Raw genomic sequence first — 16,592 nt, forward strand, 5'->3', positions numbered from 1 at the left:
AGTTGGGGTCAGTCGAAGACGAAGGGGCCGGGCGACTGGGGACCGCTGGCTGTGCAGTTCACGGTGACCCCGAAGATCACCATCGTCAGCGAGCCGCCGTAGGCGTCGAGGCTGTCGCCGGACGCGACGGTGCCGGGGAGCGGACCGACGCTGACCGAGCCACCGGCGGCCATGGCGGGGTTCTTCGTGCCACTGAAGACGACCGAACCGCCGGCGGAGTTGGCCATCGTGAGGGTGGAGGTGATGGAGTCCTGGGCCACCGCGACCGGCGCGGTGATCGCTGAGGTACTGAGGGTGATGGTGGCCGAGGTGCCGCTCTGGGTGGCGGTCAGCGTCGCCGATCCGCCGCCGAAGATGCCGCAGCTCGCGGTGATGGTCGCCGACTGTGGGGTGACGGCGGCCGCGGAGGGTGCGAAGGCGAGACCGGTGACCGCGAGGGCCCCGGCGGCCAGTGCCGCACCCATTGCCGTGCGCTTGCCTCTCATGGAGATCCGCTTCCCTTCCCTATGGTGGGGAGTGCCATGTGGGGGGCCGACGGACGAAGAGGCCTGAGCAGGCGGGTGCGGGCACACTGCACGGCGATGCGGATCTGACGGTCCGTCGGAAAGTTACGGCTCCATTGATGCGCAAGGGCAGGAACCGAACAAGGCTGAATTCCAGCCGACCTTTCGTTCGGCCGGCGCGGCCCGTGAAAGCGGCGGGCGGGCCCGCGGATCAGCCCGCGGAGACGGTGCTCCGGACGGTTCCGTCCGGCCCGGCGAGCAGGACCGGCGTCTGCGGGCCGCCGAGGTCGGACACGGCGGCCAGATCCTGCGCCGGCACGGACTCCGCCTCGCTCACCACCGCCGCCGCCTCCAGGGACGTCGCCCCGGACGCCACCGCCATGGCGACAGCCGTACGCAACGCGCTCAGCCGCAGCGACGCGAGCTCCACCGACCCGGCGACGTACGTCCGCCCGGTCTCGTCCCGTACGGCCGCCCCCTCGGGCACACCGTTGCGGGCCCGCGCGGAACGGGCCAGGGTCACGATCTTGCGGTCCTCGGGATCAAGCGCGCTGCTCTCGGTCATGCCCCCAGCTTAGAGATCCACGAGCCGACAACACCGCCCGGGAGACCGCATCCGCCGACCGGGCGGGCGGCGCTACCCCAGCCACCCCCGCAACAGCTCCTCCCGCTCCGTCCCGCGGGGCGATCCGCCCTCCCACCCACGGCCCCACTGCGACATCGCCGCCAGCGTCGTCTCCATCGTCGCGGCGCCCTCCGTGAGGCGGGCCAGGAGGGCGCGGGAGAGGTCGGCCTCGGTCTGGGAGTAGCCGACGGCAGCGGCGGAGTAGGCGGCCAACTCGTGCTCGCCGTCGGACGCCGCCACGCGGACCGTCATCAGCGGCGGGGCGTCGTCCCCCCAGGCCGAGCCGAGGGGCGTGGCCAGCTCCAGCACCGTGTTCAGCGCCAGGTCCTTGACCGCGTTCACCTGCCGCATCAGCGACTTCACGGGAACGTCCGCCACCGTCAGGGCGTGCACGTCCTCCCACAGGTGGAGGCCGGCCTGTCCGTCCCCGAGCGCCACCACGCCCCCGGGGCTCAGCCGCACCCCGGGAGCCGGCCCGGCCGGCTTGGCGCCCACGTACACATCACCCTCGGCGATCCAGAACAGGCCGACCATGGCCATGGGTTGCCCACTTCCCCCGACGACGGCACCGCCGCCGCATCACACATCGAACGATCAGGTCCTCCTCCGCAACGCGCGAACGAGCGGGGAAGTTCCCGTCACCCCGCCGCTGCGGGGCACGGACCCGACCACGCGATCACGCGATCACGGCCGGTCCAGCCGCAGTCGCTCCGCCCGCGGCAGGCCCGCGACGACGAGGTCGTAGGAGTCCTCGATCAGTTCCCGGACCAGACGCGGCGGCAGCTCACCGTCCACCGTCACGGTGTTCCAGTGCCGTTTGTTCATGTGCCAGCCGGGCACGATCAGGCCCTCGTGTTCGGCGCGCAGCCGGACCGCGTCCTCCGGGTCGCACTTGAGGTTGACCGTCAGGGGGCGCCCGTCGAGGTGCGACAGGGCGAACATCCTGCCCAGCACCTTGAAGACCGAGGTCTCCGGATTGAACGGGAAGTCCTCCACGGCCGCGTTGAACGACAGACAGAAGGCGCGCAGTTCCTCGGGGGTCACTCGGGTTTCTCCTCCGTGGCCGGCCCGTCCTTCCCGGAGGGTTCGACCAGGACCGTGACGATCTTGTTGCGGCGGCCGGCGGCGGCCTCCGCCGTGAGCTTCAGGCGGCGCTCGTCGGGGAGTTCGACCTCGGCGGACGCGCCCGCGATGGGCACGCGGCCGAGGGCCTTGGCGAGGAGTCCGCCGACCGTCTCCACGTCCTCGTCGTCGTACTCGTCCAGCCCGTACAGCTCGCCCAGGTCGGTGATGTCGAGGCGGGCGGTGACCCGGTAGCGGTCGTCGCCGAGCTCCTCCACGGGCGGCAGTTCGCGGTCGTACTCGTCGGTGATCTCGCCGACGATCTCCTCCAGGATGTCCTCGATGGTGACGATGCCGGCGGTGCCGCCGTACTCGTCGATGACGACCGCGACGTGATTGCGGTCCTTCTGCATCTCGCGCAGCAGGTCACCGGCGTTCTTCGTGTCGGGCACGAAGACGGCGGGCCGCATGGCGGTCGAGACCACGTCGCTCTCGGAGTCGCGGTTGATGTGCGTCTTGCGGACCAGGTCCTTCAGATACACGATCCCGACGATGTCGTCCTCGCTCTCGCCGGTGACCGGTATCCGGGAGAAGCCCGAGCGGAGCGCCAGCGTCAGCGCCTGGCGGATGGTCTTGAAGCGCTCGATGGTGATCAGGTCGGTCCTCGGCACCATCACCTCGCGCACCAGCGTGTCACCGAGTTCGAAGACCGAGTGCACCATCCGGCGCTCCTCGTCCTCGATCAGCGACTCCTGCTCGGCGAGGTCGACCAGCGCGCGCAGCTCCGCCTCGGAGGCGAACGGACCGCGCCTGAAGCCCTTGCCCGGGGTGAGGGCGTTGCCGATGAGGATGAGGAGGTACGGGATCGGGCCCATCACGCGCGCGAGCGGCAGCAGCACGTACGCCGCCGCCGTCGCGGTGTTGAGGGGGTGCTGACGGCCGATGGTGCGGGGCGACACGCCGACCGCGACGTACGACACCAGCACCATGACCCCGATGGCGACCAGCAGGGCCTCCCAGGTGGCGCTGAACTCCTTCAGGCAGGCGTACGTCACCAGGGCCGCGGCCGCCATCTCGCAGGCGACGCGGACCAGCAGGGCCACGTTCAGATAGCGGGTGGGGTCGGCGGCGACCTGCGCGAGCCCGGCGCTGCCGCGCCGGCCGGCCTTGACGGCCTCCTCGGCGCGGAAGCTGGAGACGCGCGCGAGGCCCGCCTCCGCGCAGGCGGCGAGCCAGGCGACGACGACCAGCGCGATCGCGCCGATCACGATCTGCGGGGACATCGGACGACGACCGATCCGCTTACGAGACCGTCGGCGCCGGGGACGGGCCGGTCAGACCCTGCTCGCCCCGCCAGCCGTCGACGATGGCGGCCTGCAGCCCGAACATCTCGGCCTTCTCGTCGGGCTCCTCGTGGTCGTACCCGAGCAGGTGCAGCACGCCGTGGACGGTGAGCAGCTGGAGCTCCTCGTCCATGGAGTGCTGCGTCGGGGCGTCCGCCCCCTGCTTGGCGGCGACCTCGGGGCACAGCACGATGTCGCCGAGCAGGCCCTGCGGGGGCTCGTCGTCGTCCTTCGACGGCGGCCGCAGCTCGTCCATCGGGAACGACATGACATCGGTCGGCCCGGGCAGGTCCATCCACTGGATGTGCAGCTGCTCCATGGCGTCGGCGTCCACGACGATCACCGAGAGCTCGGAGAGCGGGTGGATGCGCATCCGCGCGAGTGCGTAGCGGGCGATGTCGAGGATCGCCTGCTCGTCGACCTCGGTTCCGGACTCGTTGTTGACGTCGATCGACATGGTCGTGCTGGTCTACTTCCCCTTGGAGCCCTTGGCACCGGACTTGCCGTGGCCGCCCTTGTGGGTGCCGTTCTCGGTGCCGTGCTTGCTGTCGTACAACTCGTACGCGTCGACGATACGGCCCACCAGCTTGTGCCGTACGACATCGTGGGACGAGAGCCGGGAGAAGTGGACGTCCTCGACGCCCTCCAGGATCTCCTGCACCTGCCGCAGACCGGACTTGGTGCCGTTCGGCAGGTCGACCTGCGTCACGTCACCGGTGATCACGATCTTCGAGTCGAAGCCGAGCCGGGTGAGGAACATCTTCATCTGCTCGGGGCTCGTGTTCTGGGCCTCGTCCAGGATGATGAAGGCGTCGTTGAGCGTGCGGCCGCGCATGTAGGCGAGCGGCGCGACCTCGATCGTCCCCGCCGCCATCAGCCGCGGGATCGAATCCGGGTCGAGCATGTCGTGCAGCGCGTCGTAGAGCGGGCGCAGGTAGGGGTCGATCTTCTCGTAGAGCGTGCCGGGCAGGAAGCCCAGCCGCTCGCCGGCCTCGACCGCGGGGCGGGTGAGGATGATGCGGTTGACCTGCTTGGACTGGAGGGCCTGGACGGCCTTGGCCATGGCCAGGTAGGTCTTTCCGGTACCGGCGGGGCCGATGCCGAAGACGATCGTGTGCTTGTCGATCGCGTCGACGTACCGCTTCTGGTTGAGGGTCTTCGGGCGGATGGTCCGCCCCCGCGAGGACAGGATGTTCTGCGTCAGCACCTGGGCCGGGGTCTCCGGGCCGTCGCTGGTCCCGTTCTCGCTCGCCTTGAGCATGGCGATCGAGCGTTCCACTGCGTCCTCCGTCATCGGCTGCCCGGTGCGGAGCACCAGCATCATCTCGTCGAACACGCGCGCAATGAGGGCGACGTCGTTCCGGTCGCCGACCGCGCTGATCTCATTGCCCCGGACGTGGATGTCGGCCGCCGGGAAGGCCCTCTCTATGACGCGCAGGAGGGAGTCGCCAGAACCCAGCACGGTCACCATGGGGTGCTGGGCGGGGACGGTGAACTGCGCTCTCGCCTGCTCCTGCGCGGGGGTGGTGTGAGCTGTGGATGTCTGTGTCATGGGCCGGCTCTGAAGGCCTGCGCTTCCTCCTCGTCACGGCCGCCTGGCTGAGGGCGGCCTCGCGATTCCAGAGTACGTCGGAGGGCTGACAACGCCGTAGGACTTTTCCCGGGCCTCCACGGCATGCCTCCCTGGCGTGCAGGAAGCCCGCCCGCCCCCGTCACCGCGTCACCCCGAGCGCCGGAACCCGATCGTCGGCACCGCCCGCCGCAGCGGCCACGGCCGGTCCAGTTCCTCCGGGACGATCCCGTCGAGGAACGCGTACCGCCGCAGGGCCGCCGGATCCTGCCCGGGAAGGGCCTGCACCCTGCGCCACCACGCCCCGATCTCGGACCACCCCGGCGCCGACAGGGACCCCCCGAACTCCTGCACCGACAGGGCCGCCGTCAGCCCCGCGAACGCCAGCCGGTCGGCCAGCGGCCACCCCGCGAGGGACCCGGTCACGAAGCCGGCGACGAACACGTCCCCCGCCCCGGTCGGATCCAGCGCCTCCACGGCGATCGCGGGCACCTCCGCCGCCTCCCCCGTCCGCCGGTCCACCGCGTACGCCCCCTCCGAGCCGAGGGTCACGACGGCCACCGGCACGTACGCGGTCAGCGCGTGGGCGGCCACGCGGGGGCAGCCGGCCCCCGTGTACCGCTTCGCCTCCTCCGCGTTCGGCAGGAACGCCTCGCAGTGCTCCAGGTCGGCGAGGCCCGACAGGTCCCAGGCCCCGGTGTCGTCCCAGCCCACGTCGGCGAAGATCCGGGTGCCCTCGCGGGCGGCCTGCGCGATCCAGGGCGCGCGCGTGCCCGGCGTCAGCGAGGCCACGGCGGCACGCGCGCGGGGCGGGCGGTCCGGCGCGCCCTCCTGGAGGAACACGGCCCCGGAGGGCGGCTCGTGCCCGTGGGACACCATCGTCCGCTCGCCCTCGTACGCCATCGACACCGTCACCGGCGAGTGCCAGCCGGGCACGGTCCGTGAGGCCGTGAGGTCGATGCCCTCGCCCTGCGCGAGCGCGTCCCAGCAGTACTCGCCGTAGTGGTCGTCGCCGAAGGCCGCCGCGAGGGAGGTCCGCAGGCCGAGCCGGGCCAGGGCGGTGGCCATGTTGGCGACCCCGCCGGGGCTGGAGCCCATGCCCCGGGCCCAGGACTCGGTGCCGCGCACGGGCGCCGAGTCCAGGCCGGTGAAGATGATGTCGAGGAAGACCGTGCCGGTCAGGTAGACGTCCCAGGGCGGATCGCCGGGTGCGCGCAGCGCGGCGAGCGGGTCGACGTCGGCCCGTCGGCTCCCGGCCCGGGTGAGGTGGTCCGGTTCCTCTGCGGCGATGGCGTGCGAGGCGGTCACGGTGCGCTCCCTGACATGGTGCGGGTCTGGCCAGTGTGCACCAGGGAGCGCTCCGCGCGAGGGGCGTACGAGGGGATGTGCGCGGGGTGTGTGCGGGGGGCGCGCCGTAGGCCCGGGGCTACCAGCGCGGCATCACCGGCTGCCGCCACCCCGGTTCGCCGATCCGCATCGCCGCCGCGTCGTCGCGGTCGCGCAGCGAGCCGTCGTCCTCGGCCCACCTGCGGTGCAGCCGCTCCAGTTCGTCGCGGTCGAGGGTGACGCCGAGGCCCGGCGTGTCGGACACGGCGACCCGGCCGCCGTCGAAGACGACCCGCTCGGTGAGGACGTCCTCGGACTGCCAGGGGTAGTGGGAGTCGCAGGCGTGGTGCAGGTTCGGGACGGTGGCGGCGACCTGGGTCATCGCGGCGAGGCTGATCCCGAGGTGGGTGTTGGAGTGCATGGACACCCCGACCCCGAACGCGGCGCAGATCGCCGCGAGTTCGCGGGTCTTGCGCAGCCCGCCCCAGTAGTGGTGGTCGGAGAGGACCACCTGGACGGCGTCCTTCGTGAACGCCTCCTTGACCTCCCCGAGGGTGGTCACGCACATGTTGGTCGCGAGCGGCACGTCGGTCCCCGCCGAGACCTCGGCCATCGCCGGGGTGCCCAGCGTCGGGTCCTCCAGGTATTCGAGGACGTCGCCGAGTTCCTTCGCCACCTTCAGCGAGGTCTCGACGGACCAGGCGCCGTTGGGGTCGAGGCGCAGCGGGTGCCCGGGGAAGGCCTCGGCGAGGGCGCGGACGGCAGCGATCTCCTCGTCGGGCGGGAAGACACCGCCCTTGAGCTTGAACGAGGTGAAGCCGTAGCGGTCCTTGAACGTCCGCGCCTGCGCCACGACCCCGGCCGGGTCGAGGGCGGCGCCCCAGTCGTCGGGCTCGGCGGTGACGCCCGCCGGGTGGCCGGCCCACTTGTAGAACAGGTAGGCGCTGTACTCGACGGAGTCGCGCAGCCTGCCGCCGAGCAGCGCGTGCACGGGCAGGCCGAGCGCCCTGCCCTGGGCGTCGAGGCAGGCGACCTCGAAGGCGGAGAGCACGGACAGCCGGAGTTTGTCGGCGCTCTGCACCCCGCGCAGCCCGCCCGCGTCGACCTGTCCCTGGACCCGGGACGCGTCCACGCCGAGGTCGAGCGCGAACAGCCCATTCACATCCATGACCGACCGCCCGGTGAGCCGCTCCGCCAACGGGCGGGCGGTCTCCAGGTACTTGGTGTCGCCGTACGTCTCGCCGAGCCCGGTGATCCCGTCGGCGGTGACGATCTCCACGATCAGCCGGGGGGTGTACGGCTGGTGCACGCCCTGGGTGTTGAGCAGCGGCGCGTCGGCCACCAGGATCGGCGTCAGGCGTACCTCGGCGATGGTCAGGTCACGGGTCGGTGCGGTCGTCGCGGTCGTCACAGGGCGGCTCCTACGAGGTCGAGTCCGGTGGTGAGCAGGGCCTTGAGGTCGGCGAGGTCGGCGGGCGCGGGGTCGGTGAGCGGGGCGCGCACGGGTCCGACGCGCTGTCCGCGCAGCCGGGCCGCCGCCTTCACCAGGGACACGGCGTACCCGGGCGTGCGGTCGCGCAGTTCGACGAGGGGGACGTAGAACTCCCGCAGCAGTTCGTCCATGGTCCCCCGGTCGCCGTCGCCGAGCGCCGTGAAGAAGGCGCCGGCGATCTCGGGGGCGAAGGCGTGCACGGCGGAGGAGTAGGCGGGGACGCCGACGGTGGCGTAGGCGCGGGCCTGGATCTCGGCGGTGGCGGCGCCGTTGAAGAAGAGGAAGCCGTCGGGGGCGGCGAGGGTGAGGCGCTGGAGCCGGTCGAGGTCGCTGTGGCCGTCCTTGAGGCCGATGACGTTCGGGATGTCCGCGATGCGCTTCAGCGTCTCGGCGCCGTAGGCGACTTGGCCGCGCTGGTAGGCGATCAGCGGCAGCCGGGTGCGGGCGGCGAGCTGCGCGAGCTGGGCGGCGAGGCCGGCCTGCGGTGCCTCGACGAGGTAGTGGGGCAGGGCGAGCAGGGCGTCGGCGCCGGCCTCCTCGGCGATCCGCGCGAACCGGGCGGCCTGCGCCCAGCCGTACCCGGTCCCGGCCACGACGGGCACCCGGCCCGCCGCCTCCTCGACGGTGATCGAGACGACCGTCCGGTACTCCTCCTCGTCCAGCGAGAAGAACTCCCCGGTGCCGCAGGCGGGGAAGACGGCGCCGGGGCCGGCGGCGAGCCGGCCGGCGACATGGGCACGGAAGCCGTCGGGGTCGAGGGAGCCGTCGTCGTGGAAGGCGGTGAGCGGGAAGGACAGCACACCCCGTGTCATGCCCTCCCGCAAGTGCCGCGCCACCTGCTGCGGACTCGGGTCGCCGTCCACCGCGATCATCTCCCTTTACAGAAGTCTTCCACATATGAGAACAGAGATTAGATATACAGACAGCGCCCGTCAATGAGGCGGCAACAGGTCACCCGTTATGGCGACTGCCGGGCAGATGCCGATTGCGTGAGCGCATGCCGCACTAATGTCCAGGGCTGTGAAGCTGGTAGTGCAGGTGAAGCTGCTGCCGACGCCCGAGCAGGCGTCGACACTCGACGCAACCCTGCGCGCCTGCAACCGGGCCGCCACCTACGCCTCCATCGTCGCTTTCACCAAGGACCTCAAGGACCGCAACAGTCTCCAGAAAGAGGTGTACTCGGACCTGAAGGCGACCTTCGGGCTGTCCGCGCAACCGGTGGTGCGGGCGGTGAAGAAGGTCGTCGACGCCTACGCCACCTTGAAGGCCAATCTGCGGGCGGGGAACCTGGGCCCGCCCACCTCCAAGCGGCTCCGCAAGGTGGTCGGCACTCCGATCGCCTTCCGCCCGGAGGCAGCCCAGCCGTTCGACGACCGCTGCTTGTCCTGGCAGTACGACGCACGCACCGTCTCCATCTGGACCGTGGACGGGCGTATGAAGAACCTCCGGTTCGCCTGCTCGCCCGACCAGCTCAAGACGCTCGTGACCTGCCGCAAGGGCGAGAGCGACCTGGTCCAGAGGGGCGGCAAGTGGTTCCTGGTGGCCACCTGCGACATCCCGGATCCCGAGGTGTACGAGCCCGCTGACTGGATCGGCGTGGACCGCGGCATCACGAACCTGGCCACGACCAGCGACGGCGTCAACTACCAGGGTCGCCGTCTGAGCCGCTACCGGCGTTGGCATGCCCGCAAGCGCGCGGAACTCCAGGCCAAGCAGACCCGATCGGCCACCCGCCGCCTCGCCCGCCGCACACAGAAGGAGCGCCGCCATGCCACGCATGTGAACCACAAGATCAGCAAGGAGATCGTGTCCGTCGCCCAACGCACCGGTCGCGGTGTCGCCGTCGAGGAACTCGGCGGGATCCGCGAGCGGGTACGGCTACGCTGCGACCAGCGGAGCATCCTCTCCTCCTGGCCCTTCCACCAGCTCGGACGACACCTCGCCTACAAGGCCAAGAAGGCCGGGGTGCCGTTCCTCGAGGTGGACCCGCGCCATACCTCGCAGCGCTGCCCGCGCTGCGGGCACACCGAGCGGGCCAACCGGCCCACCCGGGACCACTTCCACTGTCGTCGGTGCGGGCTCGCTGGCCCCGCCGACCACGTCGCCGGGGTCAACGTGCGCGACCGCGCACGCTCGGCCTGGGTGTTCGTCACCGCACCCGCACCCTCCCTCTGACAGCCGCCAGTGGGAGGGTGGATGCGACCCGTGACCGTCCTGTCGTAGGGGACAGTCGGGAGCGCGACGAGGTGTGAACGACCGAGTGCACAAGCTCTGCCGTTCGCGACCAAGAAGGTGACGGCCGGGTATCTCGCTTACGACATCGCGTCCCCGAACTCGTACGCCTCCACCTCGGCCAGGTAACGCGCCCGCCGCTCCTCGTCGTCCTCCAGGAAGGAGGCGAGGAAGGAGTTGCGGGCCAGCTCGCGCAGCCGGTCCTCGGTCAGGGCGAGGGTGCGGTGCACGGCCGCGAAGTTGTCGCCCGCGTAGCCGCCGAAGTACGCCGGGTCGTCGGAGTTGACCGTGCACATGAGGCCGGCGTCGAGCATGGCCGGCAGCGGGTGGTCGGCGAGCGTGTCGACCGTCCGCAGCCGGACGTTGGACAGCGGGCACAGGGTCAGCGGGATCCGCTCCCGGACCAGCCGCTCGACCAGCGCCGGGTCCTCCATGCAGCGCAGCCCGTGGTCGACGCGCTCGACGCCGAGCACGTCCAGGGCCTCGGTGATGTACGCCGGCGGCCCCTCCTCACCGGCGTGCGCCACGCGCCGCAGCCCGAGCGCGGCGGCGGCCTCGTACACCTCGCGGAACTTCACCGGCGGATGCCCGACCTCGGCGGAGTCGAGCCCGACGCCGGTGATCCGGTCGAGATACGGCTTCGCGGCGTCGAGCGTCCGAAGGGCCGACTCGGCGGACTCGTCGCGCAGGAAGCAGAGGATCAGCCGGGTGGAGATCCCGTGGTTCTCCTCGCTGCTGCCGAGCGCCCGCCACAGCCCCTCCACGACGGTGCCCATGGACACGCCCCGCGCGAGGTGGGCCTGCGGGTCGAAGAAGATCTCCGCGTGCCGGACGCCCTGTGCGGCGGCGCGGGCGAGGTAGGCGTTCGCCAGGTCGGCGAAGTCCTGCTCGGTGCGCAGGACGGCCATCAGCTCGTAGTACAGGTTCAGGAAGGACTGGAGGTCCTCGAAGTCGTACGCCTTGCGCAGTTCGTCGGTGTCCGCGTACGGGAGGGTCACGCCGTTGCGGGCGGCCAGCTCGAACGCCAGCTCCGGCTCCAGGGTGCCTTCGATGTGGAGGTGCAGTTCTGCTTTCGGGAGGGGCATCGACGTATCGTACGGGGGCTCTGCCGTTGTTTCGCGTCAGCGCCGTTTCGGCACCGGCACGCGCAGCAGATCGTGCGCCACGGTCAGCTCGCCCTCGAAACCCGCGGCCCGCGCCTGCCGCTCGAACTCCTCCGGCTCGGCGTAGCGCTGGCTGAAGTGGGTCAGGACGAGGTGCCGCACGCCCGCGTCCCGGGCGACGGCGGCGGCCTGCCCGGCGGTCAAGTGGCCGTGTTCCAGGGCCAGTTCGACGTCCTCGTCCAGGAAGGTCGACTCGATCACGAGCAGGTCGCAGCCCTCCGCGAGCGCGTGCACGCCGTCGCAGAGCCGGGTGTCCATGACGAACGCGAACCGCTGTCCGCGCCGCACCTCGCTGACGTCCTCCAGCGCGACGTCCCCGATCCGCCCCTCGCGCTGCAGCCGGCCGACGTCCGGCCCCTCGATCCCGTGCGCGGCGAGCCGTTCGGGCAGCATGCGGCGGCCGTCGGGCTCGATGAGGCGGTAGCCGTAGGACTCGACCGGGTGGGACAGCTTGCGGGCCTCCAGGGTGTACGACGAGGTCACCGCGAGGATGCCGTCGGCGGCGACGGGTGCCTCGGTGATGCCGACCGTCTCCCGGTAGGCCGTCGCGTACCGCAGGCGGTCGAAGAAGCGCTGCCCGGAGCGCGGGTAGTGCGCGGTGACCTCGTGCGGCACCTGGTCGAGGTTGATCCGCTGGATCACGCCGGCGAGGCCGAGGGAGTGGTCGCCGTGGAAGTGCGTGACACAGATGCGGTTCAGGTCGTGGGCGGCGACCCCGGCGCGCACCATCTGGCGCTGCGTGCCCTCGCCGGGGTCGAACAGGATGCCCGCGCCGTCCCAGCGCAGCAGGTAGCCGTTGTGGTTGCGGTGCCGGGTCGGGACCTGGCTGGCGGTGCCGAGGACCACCAGTTCACGTACGGACACGGTGGGTCACCCGGGGGGCCACTGCATGCCGCGGCCGCCGAGGAGGTGGGCGTGGGCGTGGAAGACGGTCTGTCCGGCGCCGGAACCGGTGTTGAAGACGGTGCGGTAGCTCTCCAGCTTCTCCTCCGCGGCGACCTCGCCGATCGCGCGCAGGACGTCGGCCGCGCTCTGCGGGTCGCCCGCGCCCAGCGAGGCCGCGTCCGGGTAGTGGACCTTGGGGATCACCAGGATGTGGGTCGGCGCCTGGGGGTTTATGTCCCGGAAGGCGACAGTGGTGTCTGTCTCGCGGACGATCGTCGCCGGGACGTGTCCCGCGACGATCTTGCAGAACAGGCAGTCGTCCTGCGGTTCGCCTGCCATACGCGTGCGCTCGCTTTCGCCAGTGATCGATACGGGGGGCAATCGTAGTCGTTCGGGTGCGGATGGTCTGTGGTTGTTCGCGCCCACGCGGCGGAGCCGCATGTCAATACGGCCCCGCGCCCCTAAGTCGGCAACCCCGGGGGCGTCTTCGCAGGTGCCGCTTCCAGGGCCTCAAGCGCCAGCCTCACCGCCGCGTCCAGCTGGGCGTCCGTGCCCGATGCCCAGTCCTGGGGGCGCTGGACGACCTCCACGTCCGGGTCCACGCCGTGGTTCTCCACGTCCCAGCCCTGGCCCTCCAGCCAGATCGCGTACTTCGGCTGGGTGACCAGGGTGCCGTCGAGCAGGTGGTAGCGGCTGTCGATGCCGATGACGCCGCCCCAGGTGCGGGTGCCGACGACCGGGCCGATGCCGAGGGCCTTGATCGCCCCGTTGACGATGTCGCCGTCGGAGCCGGAGAACTCGTTGGCGACGGCGACGACCGGGCCGCGCGGGGCGTCGACGGGGTAGCTGGTGGGGCGCATGCCGCGCGGGACGTCCCAGCCGATGACGCGGCGGGCCAGCTTCTCGACCACGAGCTGGGAGGTGTGGCCGCCGCGGTTCTCGCGGACGTCGACCACCAGGCCCTCGCGGGCGACCTCGACGCGCAGGTCGCGGTGGATCTGGGCCCAGCCGGGGGCCTGCATGTCGGGGACGTGGAGGTAGCCGAGGCGGCCGGCGGAGGCCGCGTGGACATGGGCGCGGCGGTCCGCCACCCAGGCGTGGTAGCGCAGGGGTTCCTCGTCGGCGAGGGGGACGACGACCGTGTGGCGCACTTCGCCGCCGCCCGCCGGGGCGACGGTCAGTTCGACCGGGTGACCCGCCGTGCCGACGAGGAGCGGGCCCGGGCCCGTCACCGGGTCGACCGGGTGGCCGGCGACGGCGATGATCGCGTCGCCGGGGCGGACCGCGACGCCGGGTGCGGCGAGCGGGGAGCGGGCGTCCGGGTCGGAGGTCTCCGAGGGCAGGATCCGGTCGATGCGCCAACTGCCGTCCTCGTGGCGGGAGATGTCGGCGCCGAGCAGTCCGTGCCGGGCGCCGCCGTGGCCGCCGGCGGGGATGACGTAGGCATGGGAGGTGCCGAGTTCGCCCTGCACCTCCCACAGCAGGTCGGTGAGGTCGCTGTGGGTGGCGAGGCGGGCCAGCAGGGGGCGGTAGCGGGCGAGGACGGCCGTCCAGTCGGTGCCGCCCAGGTCGGGGCGCCAGAAGTGGTCGCGCATGAGGCGGCCGGTCTCGTCGTACATCTGGCGCCACTCGGCGGCCGGGTCCAGGGTCTGCCGGACGCGGGCGAGGTCGACGGTGACGCTGGTGTCGCCGTCGTCGTCGGTGCCGGTGCGACGGTCGCCCGGCACGACGCGCAGCCGCTCGTCGCTCCACAGCAGGACGCGCTTGCCGTCGCCGCTGACCTCGAAGTGGTCGGCGTCGGAGGCCAGTTGCTCCAGGCGCCGCTGGGCGAAGTCGTAGCGCTCCAGCTCGGTGTGCGGGTCGGGGTCCTCGGGGTGGGCGCGGGCGGTGCCGAGGACGCCGTGCACGGGGTGGCGCAGCCACAGGACGCCGTCCTTGGCCGCGCGGAGGGTGGAGTAGCGGCCCGCCTCCACCGGGAAGGGCACGATGCGGTCGGCGAGGCCCTCCAGGTCGACGCGGGTGGCGGGGGTGCCCTCGCTGTCCGGGGTCTCGTCCTTGTCCGGGGTCTCGAAGGGGCGGCCGTGCCGCTGCGGGCCGAAGGGCGAGGGCGTGGTGGCCGCCAGGGTGATCAGGTGCGGGCGGGCGCCGACCACGAAGGCGAGGTCGAAGACGTGCTCGTCGTAGACCGGGTCGAAGGCGCGGTTGGACAGGAACGCCAGGTGTTTGCCGTCGAGGGTGAAGGCGGGGGCGTAGTCCATGAAGCGCAGCGGGGTCGCCTCGGTGACCGTCAGGTCGGTGGTGTGGGCGAGGCGCAGCTGGGAGAGCGGCCGGGGGCCGGGGTGGGCCCAGGCGAGCCAGGCGGAGTCGGGTGAGAAGGCGAGGCCGGAGACCTCGCCGTCGTCGCTGCGGTCGACCTCGCGGACCTCGCCGGTCTCGCGCTCGACGAGCAGCAGCCGGCCGTCGTGCGCGGCGACGGCGGCGCGGCTGCCGTCGGGGGCCATGGCCAGCTCCAGGACCCGGCCGAGCTGTCCGGCGGCGAGGCGGCGCGGGGGCGCGCCGGGCACGTTGCCGGTGGCGGGGGCGAACTCCAGGGCGTCGTCGCCCTCGGCGTCCGTCACCCAGACCGCCCACTCCTCGCCGTCGGCGCGGAAGGTGCGGGGCAGCCGGGCGCGCACGCCGGGGGTGGCGGCGAGGGCGCGGGCTGGGCCGGAGCGGTGGGTGACCCAGTGGATCCCGCCGCGTACGCAGACGGCGCTGCCGCGCGCGGTGTGGTCGGGCGACGCCGCCCCGAACCAGCGGGCGGCGTTCACCGGGCGGGGGCGCAGGTCGATGCGGGGTCCGCCGAGGCGCACGTCCAGCCGGCGCGGCTCGGCGCCCTCCAGGTCGTCCAGGAGCCAGAGTTCACCGCCCGAGACGTAGACGACGCGGGTGCCGTCGCCGGCGGCATGGCGGGCGTAGAACCCGTCGATCGGGGTGTGGCGGCGCAGGTCGGAGCCGTCGGCGAGGGAGGAGTACAGGGCGCCGGTGCCCTCGTGGTCGGAGAGGAAGGCGAGGCGGTCGCCGGCCCAGACCGGGCACTCCAGGTTCCCGTCGAGCTCGGCGTGCAGCCGGACGAACTCCCCGCTCCCCTCCCGGTCGATCCACAACTTGCCCGCCGTGCCGCCGCGGTAGCGCTTCCAGTACGCCGCCTCGCGGCCCATCTGCGCGGACAGCAGCACGGTGGCCGGGCCGGGCGCCACGTCGCCGACCGGGCCGTACGGCAGGGTCTCGGCGGGGCCGCCGTCCAGCGGGACGGCATGCGCCCAGCTCTGGCGGAAGCTGGGGCGGCCCTGCGCGCCGAGGGCGAGGACCCGCCCGTCGGCGGTCCAGCCGCGCACGTCGGTACGGCGGTTGCCCCAGTACGTCAGCCGTTCGGCGGGGCCGCCGTCGACGGGGGCGACATGCACCTCGGGCGCGCCGTCCCGGGTGGAGGTCCAGGCGATACGGCGCCCGTCCGGGGATATCCGGGGGTGGGTCACGGGCCGGTTGTCGGCGCTGACCCGCCAGGCGCGGCCGCCGTCGAGGGGGGCGAGCCATACGTCGTCCTCGGCGACGAAGGTCACCAAGTCGCCGTGTACGTGGGGGAATCGGAGATAGCCGTAGGACGCCGGGGTTCCGGCCGTTCCCGTCGTTCCCGTCGTTACCGTCGAAGCACCCTGAGTCACCCCGTCACTGTACGCAGCGACCGGCGTGCCCCGCCCGTGTTTCGATCACTTGCCCTGGACGGGCCAGCAGGTCGGATCGCCCTTGCACCAGAGGGTCCGGGTGACGGTGACCGTCACGGTGGGCTGCCCGCCGCCGGGGTGGTACGTGGGCGGCTCGTACGTCGGCCCGGGCGTGGCAGCGCAGTCACCGAGCCCGCTCACGTGGAACACCTGCCGGCCCCCGACCCTGGCGGTCAGGGAGCCGCGCACACACGCCCCGTCGACGGCCCTGGTGACCCTCCCGGTGACGGTGATCTTCTTCCGGCTCCGGGTCTCGCCCTGGCACTCGACGGAGACGACGGTGGTCTCGGTCGGCGAGGGCGTGCCCGCCTTCCCGTTGTTCCCGTAGTTGCCGGTGCAGCTGAGCCAACTGACGTCCACGTGCTGCTGTTTCAGCCTGGCCGTGGCGGTCGTGCCGGTGGTGTAGGCGGCGGAGGAGGAGTTGAGATCGGCCGGCTGACAGCCCGCCAGCGCCCCGCCGGCCACGACGACGGCCCCCACCGCACCCGCGACCCGCACCCCGCGCGCCCCGTACCCAATCCGCCTGAAAGCCCCCATGCAGGGCAGAGTGCCACCGTCCCGTCCCCGGGGGAAGGCGGCATACGGCCACTCACCCGTTCGGAGTGCCGGACCTGCCCGTCCGGTGCC

Annotated in this window: 16 protein-coding genes; 1 reads left to right on the forward strand and 15 read right to left on the reverse strand. The window is 72.3% G+C overall.

The annotated features are described in order from the left end of the window. Positions 1 to 8: 8 nt before the first annotated feature. The 10 genes from ACFC8N_RS01660 to ACFC8N_RS01705 all read right to left on the reverse strand — a co-directional run bounded on the left by ACFC8N_RS01660 (position 9) and on the right by ACFC8N_RS01705 (position 8,793). On the reverse strand, positions 9 to 485 hold the full coding sequence (locus tag ACFC8N_RS01660) for a hypothetical protein (RefSeq protein ID WP_362823203.1): 477 nt from the start codon (positions 483 to 485) through the stop codon (positions 9 to 11). Between the two features lie 229 nt (positions 486 to 714). Then, a complete protein-coding gene (locus tag ACFC8N_RS01665; protein ID WP_356030872.1) occupies positions 715 to 1,068 on the reverse strand; it encodes a cytidine deaminase in 354 nt (117 codons plus the stop codon). Positions 1,069 to 1,140: 72 nt separating this feature from the next. Further along, entirely contained in the window at positions 1,141 to 1,668 is a 528-nt protein-coding gene (locus ACFC8N_RS01670; RefSeq protein ID WP_356030871.1) for a hypothetical protein, read from the reverse strand. Between the two features lie 144 nt (positions 1,669 to 1,812). Beyond that, positions 1,813 to 2,172 carry an MmcQ/YjbR family DNA-binding protein gene (locus ACFC8N_RS01675; RefSeq protein WP_356030869.1) on the reverse strand — a complete coding sequence of 120 codons (360 nt, stop codon included), beginning with the start codon at positions 2,170 to 2,172 and terminating at the stop codon, positions 1,813 to 1,815. Further along, the gene (locus ACFC8N_RS01680; protein WP_356030868.1) at positions 2,169 to 3,473 is read right to left on the reverse strand and encodes a hemolysin family protein; all 1,305 of its coding nucleotides are present in this window, start codon (positions 3,471 to 3,473) and stop codon (positions 2,169 to 2,171) included. The genes ACFC8N_RS01675 and ACFC8N_RS01680 overlap by 4 nt, the downstream gene beginning before the upstream one ends. A 19-nt stretch (positions 3,474 to 3,492) precedes the next feature. Continuing rightward, positions 3,493 to 3,990 carry an rRNA maturation RNase YbeY gene (gene ybeY / locus ACFC8N_RS01685; protein ID WP_071371042.1) on the reverse strand — a complete coding sequence of 166 codons (498 nt, stop codon included), beginning with the start codon at positions 3,988 to 3,990 and terminating at the stop codon, positions 3,493 to 3,495. Positions 3,991 to 4,002: 12 nt separating this feature from the next. Continuing rightward, entirely contained in the window at positions 4,003 to 5,085 is a 1,083-nt protein-coding gene (locus tag ACFC8N_RS01690) for a PhoH family protein (RefSeq protein WP_376285407.1), read from the reverse strand. A gap of 168 nt (positions 5,086 to 5,253) precedes the next feature. Beyond that, positions 5,254 to 6,411 carry a carbohydrate kinase family protein gene (locus ACFC8N_RS01695; protein ID WP_376285410.1) on the reverse strand — a complete coding sequence of 386 codons (1,158 nt, stop codon included), beginning with the start codon at positions 6,409 to 6,411 and terminating at the stop codon, positions 5,254 to 5,256. 118 nt (positions 6,412 to 6,529) lie between these two features. Beyond that, positions 6,530 to 7,840, reverse strand: a complete 1,311-nt coding sequence (locus tag ACFC8N_RS01700) for a glucarate dehydratase family protein (protein WP_376285412.1) — start codon at positions 7,838 to 7,840, stop codon at positions 6,530 to 6,532. Next, a complete protein-coding gene (locus tag ACFC8N_RS01705) occupies positions 7,837 to 8,793 on the reverse strand; it encodes a 5-dehydro-4-deoxyglucarate dehydratase (protein WP_376285415.1) in 957 nt (318 codons plus the stop codon). Before ACFC8N_RS01705 ends, ACFC8N_RS01700 begins: the two co-directional genes overlap by 4 nt. Before the next feature lie 148 nt (positions 8,794 to 8,941). Between ACFC8N_RS01705 and ACFC8N_RS01710 the strand changes: the two genes are divergently transcribed. Continuing rightward, complete coding sequence (locus ACFC8N_RS01710; protein WP_356030862.1) at positions 8,942 to 10,096, forward strand: transposase; 1,155 nt, start codon at positions 8,942 to 8,944, stop codon at positions 10,094 to 10,096. Between the two features lie 137 nt (positions 10,097 to 10,233). On the opposite strand, the gene ACFC8N_RS01715 is transcribed toward ACFC8N_RS01710, so the two are convergent. The 5 genes from ACFC8N_RS01715 to ACFC8N_RS01735 all read right to left on the reverse strand — a co-directional run bounded on the left by ACFC8N_RS01715 (position 10,234) and on the right by ACFC8N_RS01735 (position 16,502). Then, on the reverse strand, positions 10,234 to 11,238 hold the full coding sequence (locus tag ACFC8N_RS01715) for an adenosine deaminase (protein ID WP_356030860.1): 1,005 nt from the start codon (positions 11,236 to 11,238) through the stop codon (positions 10,234 to 10,236). Positions 11,239 to 11,274: 36 nt separating this feature from the next. Next, entirely contained in the window at positions 11,275 to 12,180 is a 906-nt protein-coding gene (locus tag ACFC8N_RS01720) for a ribonuclease Z (RefSeq protein ID WP_376285419.1), read from the reverse strand. A 6-nt stretch (positions 12,181 to 12,186) separates the two neighbouring features. Continuing rightward, complete coding sequence (locus tag ACFC8N_RS01725; protein ID WP_356030857.1) at positions 12,187 to 12,540, reverse strand: histidine triad nucleotide-binding protein; 354 nt, start codon at positions 12,538 to 12,540, stop codon at positions 12,187 to 12,189. Positions 12,541 to 12,662: 122 nt separating this feature from the next. After that, a complete protein-coding gene (locus ACFC8N_RS01730; protein WP_376285423.1) occupies positions 12,663 to 15,803 on the reverse strand; it encodes a S41 family peptidase in 3,141 nt (1,046 codons plus the stop codon). A 147-nt stretch (positions 15,804 to 15,950) separates the two neighbouring features. Continuing rightward, on the reverse strand, positions 15,951 to 16,502 hold the full coding sequence (locus ACFC8N_RS01735; RefSeq protein WP_356030855.1) for a hypothetical protein: 552 nt from the start codon (positions 16,500 to 16,502) through the stop codon (positions 15,951 to 15,953). Between the last annotated feature and the right edge of the window lie 90 nt (positions 16,503 to 16,592).

This window comes from Streptomyces sp. NPDC055966 (genome assembly GCF_042269865.1).
Classification (GTDB): Bacteria; Actinomycetota; Actinomycetes; order Streptomycetales; family Streptomycetaceae; genus Streptomyces.

What these genes read in the sequence shown, in the direction of transcription:
- ACFC8N_RS01660 (WP_362823203.1), bottom strand. Translation starts at nt 485, where the DNA reads ATGAGAGGCAAGCGCACGGCAATGGGTGCGGCACTGGCCGCCGGGGCC.
- ACFC8N_RS01665 (WP_356030872.1), bottom strand. Translation starts at nt 1,068, where the DNA reads ATGACCGAGAGCAGCGCGCTTGATCCCGAGGACCGCAAGATCGTGACC.
- ACFC8N_RS01670 (WP_356030871.1), bottom strand. Translation starts at nt 1,668, where the DNA reads ATGGCCATGGTCGGCCTGTTCTGGATCGCCGAGGGTGATGTGTACGTG.
- ACFC8N_RS01680 (WP_356030868.1), bottom strand. Translation starts at nt 3,473, where the DNA reads ATGTCCCCGCAGATCGTGATCGGCGCGATCGCGCTGGTCGTCGTCGCC.
- ybeY (WP_071371042.1), bottom strand. Translation starts at nt 3,990, where the DNA reads ATGTCGATCGACGTCAACAACGAGTCCGGAACCGAGGTCGACGAGCAG.
- ACFC8N_RS01690 (WP_376285407.1), bottom strand. Translation starts at nt 5,085, where the DNA reads ATGACACAGACATCCACAGCTCACACCACCCCCGCGCAGGAGCAGGCG.
- ACFC8N_RS01705 (WP_376285415.1), bottom strand. Translation starts at nt 8,793, where the DNA reads ATGATCGCGGTGGACGGCGACCCGAGTCCGCAGCAGGTGGCGCGGCAC.
- ACFC8N_RS01715 (WP_356030860.1), bottom strand. Translation starts at nt 11,238, where the DNA reads ATGCCCCTCCCGAAAGCAGAACTGCACCTCCACATCGAAGGCACCCTG.
- ACFC8N_RS01725 (WP_356030857.1), bottom strand. Translation starts at nt 12,540, where the DNA reads ATGGCAGGCGAACCGCAGGACGACTGCCTGTTCTGCAAGATCGTCGCG.
- ACFC8N_RS01735 (WP_356030855.1), bottom strand. Translation starts at nt 16,502, where the DNA reads ATGGGGGCTTTCAGGCGGATTGGGTACGGGGCGCGCGGGGTGCGGGTC.